Genomic DNA, 13941 nt, shown 5'->3' on the forward strand with positions numbered 1-13941 from the left:
GGTTAAAATAAACTATGCAGCTCTCTTATCACTAAAAATAATTGTAAATAATAAGCCGTTGGTTTGATCAATTTGTAAATCTGCATCTAATTGATCTACTAAAATATGTACCAAACGCATACCCATACTTTGTTTTTTGTCAAAATCTTTGGGCAAACCATTGCCGGAGTCGGCTACCTGTAGTTGATAGGCGTTGTCGTGCTTTTTAAGTCTGATTGAAACGTGTCCTTGTTCTTCTGGTGCAAAAGCATATTTCAGCGCATTGGAAATCAACTCATTGATAATCAGTCCAAGTGGGACCGCCGTGTCTACATCAAGAGAAATTTCATCGGCCTCTACCAGTTGTTCTATTTGTGCATCAGTCTTATAGCTTTTAAAAAGAAACCCACTTAAATCAGCAATGTATTCCTTCATATTGATTCTGGAGAGGTTACCCTCACTATAAAGCTTTTGATGAATGAGAGACATCGATTTGATTCTACTTTGTCCTTCTTTTACAGCTACTTTGGCATCACTGTCCTTCATCTTTCGAGATTGCATACTTAGTAGACTGGAGATCACCTGTAGATTGTTTTTAACCCTATGGTGTATTTCTTTCAATAGTACTTCCCTTTCACTGTTTTGCTTTTCTATTTCTAGTTTTTGCTGACTCAGTAGCTGATTCGTTCGGGTCTTTTGCACATAGGCAAATAATAGGATGGCTCCAATCAATATTGAAAACCCAATACCGTAGAATAGTTGATTTTGACGGCTTTGCTGCAAGGCAATTGTAGCCTCTCGGGCTTCCAGATTGGCCTGCTGTATAGCAATGGTTTGCTCTTTCTTCTCGGTTTCATACAAGGTGTTCAATCGATTGACTTGCTCATATTTTTCCTTATCAAATATGGATTCAATCATATTAGCATACCGCTTGTGGTAGTAGTAGGCTGAATCAAATGATCGGGCTCTTTCATAGGTTTGAGAAAGGTATAACAGAGCCACTCGCTTGCGATCCATGAAGTTGTGCTTGGTTGCTAGGGCTAGTCCCTGAAGACAATATTCAATTGATTTATCAAGTTGGTTAGTGTCTTGATAAATATTGGAGATCAATAGAATAGTGAATATTTGGCTTTTAATATTGTTTCTCAGGTCAGGGATATCAAGCGCTTCAAGACATAGAGCCATGGCTTCATCATATCGATGGAGCTCGCGTAAGGAGTTGGCTCTGTTGTGTAGGGCCCTGCCCTTGTCATGATACATTTGAACAGAATCAAAGAGGTCTATGGCCAACTGATGGTAATAGATGGCACTGTCAAATTGCCTTTCACTATTGAATATTCTACCCTTATTCATATACCAATGCGCTTTGGCGGGTGGGTACGGAGAATGCCTTAAAATTTCATCTACTTTCTCTGAATACATTTTAGCCTTAGGGTAATCATTTTGACGCATGACCAGATCAGCCATTTTATTGTAGGTCGTAGTTATACCGTCAAAATGATTCCTCTCCTCATAGATCTTGATACCTTGAAGAAAGTAATCCATGGCTCGGTCGGGAACATCATTGTTGCGATAAGTTTCCCCAATTTCAATGATCAGATCAGCTTCGGCCTTTTTGTTATTTTGAGATTGGTAGTAGTCAAGGGCATACTGAAAATGCATCAAACTCGAGTCATGCGCTCCGATGAGCCTGTGCAATTGACCTAGATGGGTATGTAGTTGAACCTTTAGACTATCGGATTTTTCTAGGCCTAGTTCTTGCTCCAGACTATCTATTCTATTTTGTCCATGTATGTTGAACGGTATCATCCATAGAAGGATACATAACAAAAAGATCAAATTTTTGGCTAGTCTTATAAACATGTAAAACCTATTTTTTGAATGAATCAAGATAATTGGAATACGGAATGAATTCAATAATCGCAGAAATTTAAATTACCATTCAAATGTGATCATCAGGTTAGGAGCAAAGCCAAGCGCATTTCTGTCAATCCATTTGGGAGGAGGTGGGTTTCCTCTGAATGCACGATCAATTAGATTGTCTTGGTCAAACACGTTGATAACGGATAAACCGAACGATGCTGACCATGGCCGTTGATCTGTTTTTGGGATTTTATAACTAGCTGATACATCTAAGGAATGGACATTCGGATATCGTTCTGGTACATCAGCGAAAGGGTCTGGCGCTCTAGGAGCACCGGGAGGGCGATTGTTTTGAGCTCTTTCGTAAATCACTTGCACATAGGCAATCTCTAAGGATTGGGCATTGAGTCCTGAGCCATATTTCCATACTCCGGAAAATTTCCATCGATTCTTTTGATAAGCGCCCCCAAGATAGAAGACATGGGGTTGCACATATTTTGATTTATAAGAGGTCTGGTTGGTGGTGTCTAAGGTAATTTTTGATCCACCATAGGAATAGCCTACCCACATCGAAGTCGATTCACTCATTTCTCTTCTTAGGTAAGAATCAGCACCATAGAGTACATTGTCTGCGCTAAAAAAACCACTACTATTATCTAAAAAGAGGCTTTCATAGTAGGTGACGTTGTTGGCAGTTTTATAAAAGGCTTCGACATCGAACAACCATCGATTTTTATTAATCATCACACCAGTCATGAATTGAGTCCCTGAAATCACTTCACCCTGGTCATCTGAGGCAAGCTGCCACAAGGCATTGTCAAACCCTCCGGTTCCAATTTGTAAGTTTCGGACCTGACTAAGAAATTGATGATAATGTCCAGCAGAAGCTTTGATATCAATCGATGAATTGATAGTGTAATTGGCCGAAATTCTTGGTGACAGATAGAAGTTTTGCTTTGGGCTATAGTAGCCGCCTCTTAGTCCAGTCTGGATGTTTAATTTCTGACTATACCAGTTCATGTTGGCAAACGGAGATATGGTATGTGCTTCCACTTCATCATTTCGAATGACGGACTCGGTTACACCACTGGTAATATTGCTCGTGATGTCGCTGTATTCTAATGTTGAGGATTGCAATTTATAATCTATCCCAAATTGTATTTGATTTGATCGACGATTCGTTCTTGAAAATTCCAATCGTGCATTATAGTCCTGAATGGAATTGTCTGTTGTTCGCTGGCCCATGGGTACAGGAGACTCAGTAAAATAAGTGAATTGCCCAAGGGTATTGGTGAGAGAAGCAGACCAATCTTGATTAATGTCAAAACTCCATTCAGTATTTACACCATAGTTTTCAAAATCTAAATGTTCATCTCCTCCTTGAGGACCAGCCTGAATTAATTCATAGCTAAGATCAGAATCACTATAAATCCCAGATATGGTGATTTTATGTTTTTCATTTGGTTTTAGTATGAGTTTGGCGTGGTAATCTTGAAACTTTACTCTCACATCGGTTCCAATGTTTCCTTCATCATCAGAAATTCCCGTAGCCGCAAATACTGATTCAGTGATGGCGTCTAGTTTTGGTGAAGAGATGCTAGGTGGGTAGGAGTGCCTGGCTCCAAGTACTAAGCCTATTTTATTGTTGGCGAGAGGTGTTTTGGCATAGGCCATAGCATAGAGTGTATTTGCTCCAACACCAAATTGTGGGTCATTGCTTACCTCTTCTTCTGAATTGATAAAAACAGCACCGCCCACTCGCCCACCCATCCTTGGGTGATATCCACTTCTATGTACCTCTACATTATTGACCACTTTTGGGTTATAAGGTGAAATCGTACCAAAATAATGCCCTCTGTGATACATGGGGATATTGTCAAATAGAATTAGTGATTGGTCTGGGGAGGTTCCTCTGATAAATAAATTCCCTGGTCGACCATCTGGTGTGGTGATTCCTGGTAGAGCAGCCAATGAAGCAAAGATGTCACCATCAGTTTCTCCCGGTAGTAGAGGCAAGTCGGCCACATCGATTGAAATTTTCTGACTGTTAGGATCTAAATTGATTCCTTTGGTTACATAACTTTCAACCACTACATCATTCATTAAGTAAGTCTGAGTCATGAGATTTACTGCCAATGATTTCGAGTTCAGCATTTGCCGATTGTCTATCAATTTTTTTTCAAAACCCGGGGCGTATACAATCAAAGTATCCTCCATTTGGGGTTTGTACCGGAATGCAGCTTTTCTACCATCTAGCTTTATATCTACTGGAACAGAATTGATGAGAAAGAAAAAGGGTGGTTCAAGAGCAGTAGAGGCCAACGAATCCGAAAGACTCAAGACATATTTGCTTTCCACTAATATTACTGTGTAATAGTTTTCTCCCACTTTCTGAATCTTAATGGGTAATTGTGATTCAGCTGTAGAGATGAATTCATCCAAACTCAGCGTAGTATCGAAAGTCTGCCGAATGTGTGAAAATATGGCTGGGTCGTAAGAAAATTTTGCACCTTCGGTAGATTCGTAATGTTGGATAGACGCTAAGAATGTAGTGCTTTGCTGTGCATATAATACACTCGCCGACGTGCACACCAAAAGTGTGATCAATAAATATCGCATGTATAACTTTTCTCTCTTACTCCGACAAATATAGGGTTTTGTCGTCCAATCGATAGGCAATACCTAATGTTGGAAAGATAATTTGTAAGGATTGATCGAGATTGTCCTTAGGGATGGAACCTGTAAAACGTCGACTCAAGTTAATTCCGCCGACTTCAATTTTGATTCCGTAGTTATTGACTAATTCATCTAAGACTTGTTTGAGTGGTGCATTGTCAAAAGCCAAATGTCCTTGAATCCATTGAGGGTAAGCCAGATCAAAGAACTGCTTAGCGCTCCAAAGCCCATCAAGGAATAGACTAGATTCTCCTTTGGAAAGTTCAACGGATTCACCCTTTGTGGCTGTAGCTTTTACTCTTCCCTCGTAACACACGGCATGTAGCGCTTGTTCCATTTGGTATACTGTGAATCTGGTACCTAGAACCGAGACGGTGCCTTCAGCTGTGATCACATCGAAGCCACCTTTTTCGGGTACTTCGATATAGGCCTTTCCTTCAAGATTTAATATTCTTTTGCCGTTTTTCCAATCTCTTTTTTTCCACCTTATTTTAGAATTGGCGCTCAAATAGAGTTTAGAAGTTCCATCAGGTAAATCAATAATTTCAGTTTCTCCGTAGGCTGTTTCATAAGAGACAGTGGTGATGGAGTCATAAAGTCTTGGGCCTGCGAAAATGGCTAAAACAATGGCTGCTGCTACAGAAATATATTTCCAGGTGGTCATCTGCACTACTTTGCCTTCTTTCTTAGTTTTTAATATTTGATTCAGGTCGAGTATTGAATTTTCAAGGCCCGGCGTCCAGCTGTCCACTCCGCCTAGTATTTGCTGGTATTTCATGAATTCATCACGAGACAGATGCTTTGCAGCTTCTTCCGCAGAGATATCACCATTCAGCCATTGGGCTAGAATTATATCTTTGTCTGTGTGATTGTTTTCCATGACTTTTTCTTTTGTCTGATGTTATGACGGCTAACGCTTTAGAAACCCTACCTAAATTGAAAAATGATTTAATTCATCTAAATCAGCTCGAATGGACTTTAGTGAAGAAGTAATATGTTTTTCTACGGTCTTTACAGAAATGTCTAAAGTATCTGCTATTTCCTGATTTTTCATTTTGTCAATTCTACTCATCAAAAAGACTACTCTTTGTTTTTCAGGAAGACCTGAGACTACCGATTCCAACTGCTCTTTGAATTCATCCATTTGATACAGAAACTCAGGATTGGTTTCTAATTGTGCTTCAGCTGTATCACTTCTTCTTTCAAATTTCAATACCACTTTCTGGTGAGCGTTGTCATCAAGGAAAATCCTATTGGCGGTAGTGAATAGAAAACTTTTGGCTTTGTCAAACGCCACTTTACTGCAATTATTCCATAGTCTAACGAAGGCCTCTTGTGCGCAGTCTTTAGCTTTTTCTAAACTACCAAACCGGTAGAATAGAAAATTCTGCAAGGAGGTACCATGTATTTGATGCAAGCGGGTAAACGACTGTTCTTCGCAAACAGAGGGTTGATCCATAGTTTTGTTGGGTATTGAATTCCAAATATAATCACCTTGAGACATAGGAAAAGAACCTGTAGATAAATTTTGGAACAATCTTTGGTTCATTGAGAAGAAGGGTAGGGAGCGAGGAGTTGAATTCGTTGTATTTACAGAAAGAGAACAGGATGATGAAAAGGATATTTGCAGTTTTGATTTTTGGGTTAATTACTTGGTCTGATGACCTTCTCGGACAAAATCAATGGCTCGTTTCTGAGGATAGAAATGAAAGGATAAGCGAGATTACTCCTATAGAAGTATTTCCTAATCCCGTGGTAGAGTATTTAAATATTAGACCAACACAATTTAATGGAGAAACCACTCGATTAGAAATAATGGACCTTTCTGGGCATGTAGTTTATCAGGTCAATGAAACGTTTACTGAACTTTCCATTTTTGTTGGTGATTGGAGAAAAGGGGTATACATGATTCGCTTTATTCAAGGAAAAGTGGAAAGCACACATAAGGTAATCGTGCAATAATATTAAAATTGAGGTTAGAACAAAAGTCAGCCTTTTGGTGAATTGATTTACCAAAGGCTGACTTTTGTTGTTTTATCTCTATTCCACTCGCAAGGATTCAATAGGGTTGACCCTTGTAGCTAGAATTGTATGGTAGGCTACTACAGCTACAGCTATAAATAGAGTAGCCAGACCACTTAATACAAAAGGTAAGCTGTTGATTTCTATTCGATAGGCAAAGTTGTCCAGCCATTGATTGATTAAATAGAGTGTAAGCGGAATCGATAATATGATAGCTAGGAGCAGCTGAAGTACAAATCCTTTGATAAGCAATCGAAATATAGAAAGAGGTGAAGCTCCCATCACTTTTCTGATACCTATTTCTTTGATTTTGCTATTAGCCACGATCATTATTAATCCGAACAAACCAAGTGCGGCAATCAGTACAGATAATAGAGTAGCTACTCCAATCAACTTGTTGAGCCGAGCCTCGCTCTCGTATTGCCTGCTAATACGGTCGTCTATAAATTCGAAATTAGGGGCTTCAGATGGAAACAGAACCTCCCATTCATTTTCCAATATTTCGATTGCATCGTGTAGGTTGTGTCCGCTGTAGGTGAAAACAATTTTGGGTGAATACGAATCTTTTACATCGGCATCAGTAACGCCAGCGAAAATTGGCATAATGTTTTGAACGATGACTAATGGTTCTACTTCCGTATGTAGAGAGGAATAGTGAAAGTCTTTTACCACTCCAATGATTTGATGTTCACCAAACTCAGGGCCCGGCAATTTTCCACCAACTGGATTTTCTAAACCGAAATATTTGGCAGCACTTTGGTTAATTATTACTGATTGCCTTTTGTCTAATCCATTGCCAACTTCAAAATTTCTACCTTGTACTGGCTCAATATTGAAGGCGTTTAAATATTCCGGATTGACAACTAAAAGACGAAACCACTTGAAATCATCATTGTCGTCATTAAATGCCACATGCGTCCAGCCGTTGGATCCAAACAAATGGTTGCCGAGAGCTATTTTTGATATTTTCGGGTGCTTTTCAAGTTTAGTTTTGAGTAATTCCCCATTCGCCATTCCTGATTGAAGAGCATCACGAATCCCACGACCATTAGGATCTATAGGCAACTCGGCTGAGATCACAGCTTTATAGTCATACCCAAGATCTTTGTCCATCAAGAAATCGATTTGATTACGCATGATAAGAACAGTGCTGATTAAAAAAACAGTAACCAGAAACTGCAAAATCACTAATCCTTTGCGAGCAGCAAGTTTACCTGTCGTTTGATTACTGCCATTAATGATATTTATGGTTTTGAATGCTGTGATAATGAGGGTAGGATAGGTGCCTGCAACTAGTCCAATGGCGAGACCAATAGCCAGGTATACTCCAGCATGCCACCATTCGAATTGGAAGAAAATCTCTGTACCAGTGAGTGCATTGAATGTTGGAATCAAGAAAAATGTAATTCCCGTACCAATAGTTACGGCCACAATAGCCAGAACCATGCTTTCACTTAAATATTGATAGATCAAGGTACGTTTCGAAGCACCGAGTACTTTTCGCATGCCAACTTCTTTGGATCTTTTCAAAGATTGACCAGCTGACAACGTCGTATAATTGACACAGGCCATGATCAAGACCAGTAAGCCAATGGCCGCGAGTATTATAACGTATTGAGGGTTGCCCACGGGTGCCGTGCCTAATGGGATATCTGGATTCAGATGTATATCAGTCAATGGTTGAAAACCAATCTGGTATTGGTCCTTTTCTAATGGCTCATCCCCATAAGTTACTCCTTGACTCAACACCACCTCTTGTGTTTTGCTTTCTACTGATGAAATATTCGTACCTTCTTTTAGAAGAATATAGGTTTCAGGAATGATATTAAACCATGCTTTGTACAGTCGATCACCGTAGATTCGGCGACCATTTTCAGTAGAGATGGCCATATCAAAACGGAAACTGGATTCTACTGGAAAATCTTCAAATACCGCCGAGACGGTTAGATCATGAATCAATGTGTCTACTTCAACAGCAATTGTTTTTCCCATCGGGTTTTCAAGGCCAAAGTACTTTGAGGCATAGCTCTGTGAAATGGCAATGTGTTCTCTTGAAGGTAAAAAAGTAGATTTATCTCCATAGATCAGAGGAACATCGAAGACCTCCAAAAAGTCAGGACTGATTAATGAAATGATTTCGTTAATTCGGTTTTCAGTTCGTCCGACCAAAAAGTCGTTTTCTATATATTGTACAGATCTTTCAATTTCTGGAAAGTTATCTTCAAACAGGGCTTCAAAAAGAAGTGGGGTGTGAGAATTGAAGAACTCACGTCCATCTCCATAATCCTCTTTTACCCAGCTGCGATAGATTCTGTCCTTTTTGCTGTGATAGTGATCAAAAGTGACTTCTTGTTTGACGTAGAGGCCCAATAGCAGGAAACAGGTGATGCCTAGGGTAAGACCGACTAAATTAATAGCACTATTGAACTTATCCCTCCAAAGCACCCTGATAGCGATTTTTAAGTTGTTCTTAGTCATAGTAAAAAATGAGTTTTTGAGTTTTTGATTTTCTTTTAATGCCGACAAGCGAAAGGAGCGAAGCACCAACCAGATATAGAGATATTTAGCTTTTCTCTTATGGCCTTGAGTGAGGTGCTGCTCGAAAATCTCATACAAGTCTCCCTGCAAATCTTCGAGTAAATCAGGATGGCAGAACCAGGCCAAGAATCGATCAGCCCATTTGGGCGGTTGGGCTTTCATTAGATACCAGCAAAGGCGAGTTTTGGTAATTTATTGTAGAGTGAAACTCGAAGTTCCATGGTATCATCAAGCACTTTTCTACCTACCTGGGTAAGTACAAAGAATCGCTTCCGTCGTCCGCCACGTTCGGCGGTAGCACCACCCATTTCGGATTTAGCGTAGCCTTTCTTTTCCAATCTTCTTAGCACAGAGTGAATGGCAGTCACGTCCATCTTTCTGTTGGTGTTCTTTTTGATCTCGTCAAGAATCGCCACGGCGTAGGCTTCTTGATATAGTGAGCCTATGGTTAATAAGACCAATTCTTCTAATTCACCTAAATGTTCTCCTTTCATATCCTGAGCGTTTGTTGTACAATTATACAAGAAATAAAACAATTAGTTGTGTTTTTGTACAACTAATTGTTTTTCATCCTTCTGTAATAACCGATTCATGGAAACGTTGTACTTTCTATCCATTAATACCATTAGTCAACTTTCAAATTGTTCATACATTTGCAGCTATGAAATTAGCAGTTGTTATTTTGTCCGTCATTTTTGTTTTCTTTTCGTGCAAGGAGGAGGAAAATGAAGATTCTTATACTTGTGAGCCTGTGCCGCTCAACGAGTCCTTCACTTATCTAAATTTATTATCTGCGGTACCTGATGAGGTGCTGACTGGCTTCGTTCAACAACCAACCGAGGAAGGGGCTTTAGGTAGAAATAAGAATGGATATGAGCACGCACGCTTTCAACTACCTGTAACTCATCTGGCCAATTATGCAGTGCATTTTGAGGATGAAGAGGCACTGACGGCTTTTGTAAAAAGTATAGGCTACGCATTCCAATATCAAACAACAGATGGTGACTTTGAGTTTATAGCTCCACCCGAGGCACCTGCTGATAAACAACCCTTATCCGTAGATTTGGCCAGTGGTACATTTTTCTTTGGCTATGGACTGGGTATCAGTCTTCACGCACTATCTACCTCTGAGTGGTATCAAGGATTGTCGGACGATCATTCGTCGAAGCAAGCGATTGTAGGTTGGCAATCCAACATAGAAAGTCTATTGGCCTATCTAAAGACAGATTTAGAATTGATCAAAGAATATGACAAAGCTTCACCCAACCGCTTGTTTTTTGATGCTTTAGCATTTTATACGCTAGGTGAATATCTAAAAGATGGAAGCGCTCAGCAGACAGGTATGGGGTTAGCCACTCATGCGATGTCACTTCGAGAGCAAACCGCTGGTTATTTTATAGAGGCCAATGGATGGGATTCCAGCTACAACGGTGTAGCGCTCAAGTTAGGCTTAGAACTTTATGTTTTGCTGGATGGAGGTGAATTGAAAAACATTTTGAAGGATGGTCTTTCCTGTGCGGCAGATTGGCAATCCTCAAGAGTTTTAGGAACAGGTGAGATTAGTACCGAAGGAAATACAAGAGTATATCCTGGTGGAGAATCACTGGGCGGAAGAGAGAAACAGGTAGATGTGGAAAAGACAGCCTATTCATTTTTTTATATGGAGGCTTTGACATCTGATCAGCGTTATGCAGACTTGAGCCAGCTGATCTTGGAATTTTATACACCCTAAAAAAAGCCGCCAAGAATTCTATCCTTGACGGCAAAATAAAATACTTGAATAGTATTTACATTTCCGGATTGTCATCCATCTCTTCGTCTGTAACTAAGTATTCATAGGCTGCTGAAATATCTCCGTATGATTGTTGAAATACAATTTTTCCGTCTTCATTGAAATCAAAAGATTCATAAACCTTCACAACTACAGACTTTTCTTCTGTTGAGTCGGTAGCGGATCGTATCATTTTCCAATCTCCATAATATCGAACAGAGCCATCAGCTTTTTTAGTATCTACATTTACTCCAGGTAAGAGCACAACTTCGGACGTTAATTCTAAATCAAAATCGGCCAGAAACATTTTGTCTTGTTCCTTAATATCTTGAAGGCCTACAGAATCTGGCGCGCCAAACGCTGTTCCTCTGATGACTACATCATCAGCGTACCATGAATCATAATCTAGATTTTCGCTTTGGTATCCTTCGATATAAGCCATAATTACTTTTGAATTCTTTTCGAATGCTTCATTCGCAGAATTGTCTTGAGGTGGCTGACAAGCGCCCAGTACAAACAAAGCGCAAATCATTAAGTTTAATAGTTTCATTGGGAATTTTTAAGTTTGTTTGACTTCAATTTAGCTAATTAACTTCGCATTATTGTTAAACACTCTTATACTCAGTAGTTTACCTTTGATGGACTGTCGAAAAGTGCATAATTTATGACTAAGAGCGCCTTAATTCTTATTGATATTCAAGATGGACTCGATACACTTGATTTTTATGGAGGAGCGCGTAATAATCCTGACGCAGAAACCAATTGCCAGCGAATACTTGAATGGTATAGAGAGAGGAATTGGCCAATATTCCATGTCAAACACAATTCTACAAATACAGACTCACCATTACACCCTTCTAAACCAGGCAACCGCATAAAATCAGTTGTTGCTCCCAGACAAGCGGAACCTGTTATTGAGAAGTGTGTAAATAGTGCTTTCGTAGACACTGACTTGCAGGATCAACTAGATAAACTACAGATAAAAGAGTTGGTAATTGTTGGTCTTACCACAGAGCATTGTGTATCTACTACGGCTCGAATGGCCGCTAATTTGGGTTATCGGGTTCAAGTGGTTTCAGATGCAACTGCTGCTTTTAATAAGGTAGGAATCCGGGGCGAACAGTATGACGCTCAAACCATTCACTTGACTACCTTGGCTACTTTGAAAGGGGAGTTTGCCGAAATACTAGATACCCAATCTTTACTTGAATATATTAGGCGTTGAGACTTACAAAAAAACTGCTGCCCTGCCCAACTTCTGATTCAAGCCAAACTTTTCCTCCCAGATCTTTCACGTATTTTTTTACGATAGATAATCCTAGTCCCGTGGAAGATTCATTGCCTGTAGGTTCGGCACTAAGTTTTTGAAATCGTTGGAATATTAGTTGTTTATCTTCCTCGGTAAATCCAGGTCCTTGATCATTTACTTCGAATATAATATGGCTTTCTTTTTTGTCGACTTTCAACGATACAATGGTATCAGCAGGTGAAAACTTGACTGCATTGGAAAGTAAATTCTCAAGTACGAGAAACAGCAGCATATGATCAGTTTCTAATGTCAGATTGTTCAAAGGCTTTATTACTTCAATCTCGATGTCCTTGTTAATAGCTGCAGGTCTATATCTGGACACAAGATCCTCAACCAACTGATCAATATTTACTTCCTCTTTCAGGATTTCTTTGTTGTTGTTTTCTAGAGTGCTAGGATTAAGGATTTTGGTAATCATTTGATTCATGCGGTTAGCCGTTACTCCAATTTTGTCTAGGTAATCCTTTTGATCATCACTTAATTTTTCACTCTCATTGATCATGATGCCAGAGAGTCCCAAAATATTATTTAAGGGAGACCTCAAATCATGTGCTAATATGTTCACTAGATTGTTTTTATCCTCATTCAGCGCCAACAACTGAGCATTTCGGTTCATCAATTGTTCATTCTTTTGTCTAATATCTTTTTGCTGAATTTCAATTTGATCTTTTTGAGCAATGATGAGTTTTGTTGTTTTCTGGTTGTTGTAAAAAAGATACATAATGACAGCTAAAAAGAGTAGCACTACACCAATACCTAAAAGCAAAATTCGCTTGTAAGTTTTTTCTTCCTCTAGCTTAAGGTTGGCATTCTTAATTAGTGCCAACTGAATCTCTTTTTCCTTAGTTAGGATATAGGTACCCAGTTGTTCCCGGTCATACGAACTATCGATGAATTGATACAATTCATTACCAAGATACTTAGATATGATACTGGATATTTTGGTTTTATAATTTTCGTCGGCAAGAAATTCATTGAATGGAATATCCCAATCGCTAGACTGGGGCAAAATAAAACCATAACCAATTCCTCGGATCGTGAAGAAATTTTGGCGGGTAAGATCTCGTCCATTTTTAATCCATATGAGATAAATGGGTAAGTCAATAAAGCCAAACATGTGATCGGATTTACTTATATGATCCAGTAGATTTTCGTCACTATCGATATAGCGAATCTCATAATTCATCTGAAGCTCTTCTTTTATTTGAAGGAGATGTTTTTCATAAGTAGTACCTTTTATGGTAACAGCCACCATGTTATTCATGAGTTCGTTGACTTGCTCTAAGTCACGAACTATAGGAGTGCCTTGACTAGAGACAAGAACGCTGATGTCAGGCAGATAGGAGTTTGTGAATTTGACTTGTTGCTTTCTTTCCTCGGTAATAGAAAAAGCCGATACACCAAATTTGTTGGGTTTAGAAGAGGAATTTATGTTGGTGAGAATATTATTGAAGCTTTTATCTTTGATCCAATTCAGCTTCAGTTCTATTTGGTGTTTTTGCTGTAAGTATTCTCCAAAAGTCTCGATCAACTCATATTCAAGGCCAATCAATTCCTGTTTAGCATTATGCTGGACGAATGGTCTGGAAGTAAACCACAATAGATCTAATTCTGCCTTTTTGTCTGCTTTGGCCTGTTGCCAAGAATCAGCCAGAACGTTGTTAGAAAAATGAACGAATAAGGTTAGACTTATTAAAAAAAAGCGCATAGGCCTAAATATGCCGAATAAACTTGGATTAAGCAATATAGAGAAGTGATTTTGGAGGAGATAAAAACAATTTAT

Annotated in this window: 11 protein-coding genes; 3 read left to right on the plus strand and 8 right to left on the minus strand. The window is 39.2% G+C overall.

Annotation, left to right across the window (positions count from 1 at the left end; all coding sequences use genetic code 11):
* Positions 1 to 12: 12 nt before the first annotated feature.
* The 4 genes from R8N23_RS05750 to R8N23_RS05765 all read right to left on the minus strand — a co-directional run bounded on the left by R8N23_RS05750 (position 13) and on the right by R8N23_RS05765 (position 5977).
* Positions 13 to 1842, minus strand: coding sequence for a histidine kinase dimerization/phosphoacceptor domain -containing protein (locus R8N23_RS05750; RefSeq protein WP_318170614.1), 1830 nt, complete (start codon positions 1840 to 1842; stop codon positions 13 to 15).
* A 72-nt stretch (positions 1843 to 1914) separates the two neighbouring features.
* The gene (locus R8N23_RS05755) at positions 1915 to 4461 is read right to left on the minus strand and encodes a TonB-dependent receptor plug domain-containing protein (protein WP_318170615.1); all 2547 of its coding nucleotides are present in this window, start codon (positions 4459 to 4461) and stop codon (positions 1915 to 1917) included.
* A 16-nt stretch (positions 4462 to 4477) separates the two neighbouring features.
* Positions 4478 to 5398: a FecR family protein gene (locus R8N23_RS05760; RefSeq protein ID WP_318170616.1), complete on the minus strand. Its 921-nt coding sequence runs from the start codon at positions 5396 to 5398 to the stop codon at positions 4478 to 4480.
* 51 nt (positions 5399 to 5449) lie between these two features.
* On the minus strand, positions 5450 to 5977 hold the full coding sequence (locus tag R8N23_RS05765) for an RNA polymerase sigma factor (RefSeq protein ID WP_318170617.1): 528 nt from the start codon (positions 5975 to 5977) through the stop codon (positions 5450 to 5452).
* 149 nt (positions 5978 to 6126) lie between these two features.
* Here R8N23_RS05765 and R8N23_RS05770 point away from each other — a divergent pair, with 149 nt between their 5' ends.
* Positions 6127 to 6480, plus strand: a complete 354-nt coding sequence (locus R8N23_RS05770; protein WP_318170618.1) for a T9SS type A sorting domain-containing protein — start codon at positions 6127 to 6129, stop codon at positions 6478 to 6480.
* 78 nt (positions 6481 to 6558) lie between these two features.
* Here the strand turns inward: R8N23_RS05770 and R8N23_RS05775 are convergent, their stop codons facing one another.
* Together R8N23_RS05775 and R8N23_RS05780 are read right to left on the minus strand one after the other, a co-directional pair.
* Complete coding sequence (locus R8N23_RS05775) at positions 6559 to 9240, minus strand: FtsX-like permease family protein (RefSeq protein ID WP_318170619.1); 2682 nt, start codon at positions 9238 to 9240, stop codon at positions 6559 to 6561.
* Complete coding sequence (locus tag R8N23_RS05780) at positions 9240 to 9572, minus strand: PadR family transcriptional regulator (protein ID WP_318170620.1); 333 nt, start codon at positions 9570 to 9572, stop codon at positions 9240 to 9242. Before R8N23_RS05780 ends, R8N23_RS05775 begins: the two co-directional genes overlap by 1 nt.
* A 167-nt stretch (positions 9573 to 9739) precedes the next feature.
* Between R8N23_RS05780 and R8N23_RS05785 the strand changes: the two genes are divergently transcribed.
* Positions 9740 to 10810: a hypothetical protein gene (locus R8N23_RS05785; protein ID WP_318170621.1), complete on the plus strand. Its 1071-nt coding sequence runs from the start codon at positions 9740 to 9742 to the stop codon at positions 10808 to 10810.
* 55 nt (positions 10811 to 10865) lie between these two features.
* Here the strand turns inward: R8N23_RS05785 and R8N23_RS05790 are convergent, their stop codons facing one another.
* Positions 10866 to 11399 (minus strand): hypothetical protein, encoded by a 534-nt coding sequence (locus R8N23_RS05790; protein ID WP_318170622.1) that lies wholly within the window; start codon positions 11397 to 11399, stop codon positions 10866 to 10868.
* 114 nt (positions 11400 to 11513) lie between these two features.
* Between R8N23_RS05790 and R8N23_RS05795 the strand changes: the two genes are divergently transcribed.
* On the plus strand, positions 11514 to 12074 hold the full coding sequence (locus R8N23_RS05795) for a cysteine hydrolase family protein (RefSeq protein WP_318170623.1): 561 nt from the start codon (positions 11514 to 11516) through the stop codon (positions 12072 to 12074).
* Here the strand turns inward: R8N23_RS05795 and R8N23_RS05800 are convergent.
* Positions 12064 to 13866 (minus strand): ATP-binding protein, encoded by a 1803-nt coding sequence (locus tag R8N23_RS05800; protein WP_318170624.1) that lies wholly within the window; start codon positions 13864 to 13866, stop codon positions 12064 to 12066. The genes R8N23_RS05795 and R8N23_RS05800 overlap by 11 nt on opposite strands.
* Between the last annotated feature and the right edge of the window lie 75 nt (positions 13867 to 13941).

Source organism: Reichenbachiella sp. (assembly GCF_033344935.1).
In the GTDB taxonomy this organism is placed as follows: Bacteria; Bacteroidota; Bacteroidia; order Cytophagales; family Cyclobacteriaceae; genus Reichenbachiella.

What these genes read in the sequence shown, in the direction of transcription:
- R8N23_RS05750 (WP_318170614.1), bottom strand. Translation starts at nt 1,842, where the DNA reads ATGTTTATAAGACTAGCCAAAAATTTGATCTTTTTGTTATGTATCCTT.
- R8N23_RS05755 (WP_318170615.1), bottom strand. Translation starts at nt 4,461, where the DNA reads ATGCGATATTTATTGATCACACTTTTGGTGTGCACGTCGGCGAGTGTA.
- R8N23_RS05760 (WP_318170616.1), bottom strand. Translation starts at nt 5,398, where the DNA reads ATGGAAAACAATCACACAGACAAAGATATAATTCTAGCCCAATGGCTG.
- R8N23_RS05765 (WP_318170617.1), bottom strand. Translation starts at nt 5,977, where the DNA reads ATGGATCAACCCTCTGTTTGCGAAGAACAGTCGTTTACCCGCTTGCAT.
- R8N23_RS05770 (WP_318170618.1), top strand. Translation starts at nt 6,127, where the DNA reads ATGATGAAAAGGATATTTGCAGTTTTGATTTTTGGGTTAATTACTTGG.
- R8N23_RS05775 (WP_318170619.1), bottom strand. Translation starts at nt 9,240, where the DNA reads ATGAAAGCCCAACCGCCCAAATGGGCTGATCGATTCTTGGCCTGGTTC.
- R8N23_RS05780 (WP_318170620.1), bottom strand. Translation starts at nt 9,572, where the DNA reads ATGAAAGGAGAACATTTAGGTGAATTAGAAGAATTGGTCTTATTAACC.
- R8N23_RS05785 (WP_318170621.1), top strand. Translation starts at nt 9,740, where the DNA reads ATGAAATTAGCAGTTGTTATTTTGTCCGTCATTTTTGTTTTCTTTTCG.
- R8N23_RS05790 (WP_318170622.1), bottom strand. Translation starts at nt 11,399, where the DNA reads ATGAAACTATTAAACTTAATGATTTGCGCTTTGTTTGTACTGGGCGCT.
- R8N23_RS05795 (WP_318170623.1), top strand. Translation starts at nt 11,514, where the DNA reads ATGACTAAGAGCGCCTTAATTCTTATTGATATTCAAGATGGACTCGAT.
- R8N23_RS05800 (WP_318170624.1), bottom strand. Translation starts at nt 13,866, where the DNA reads ATGCGCTTTTTTTTAATAAGTCTAACCTTATTCGTTCATTTTTCTAAC.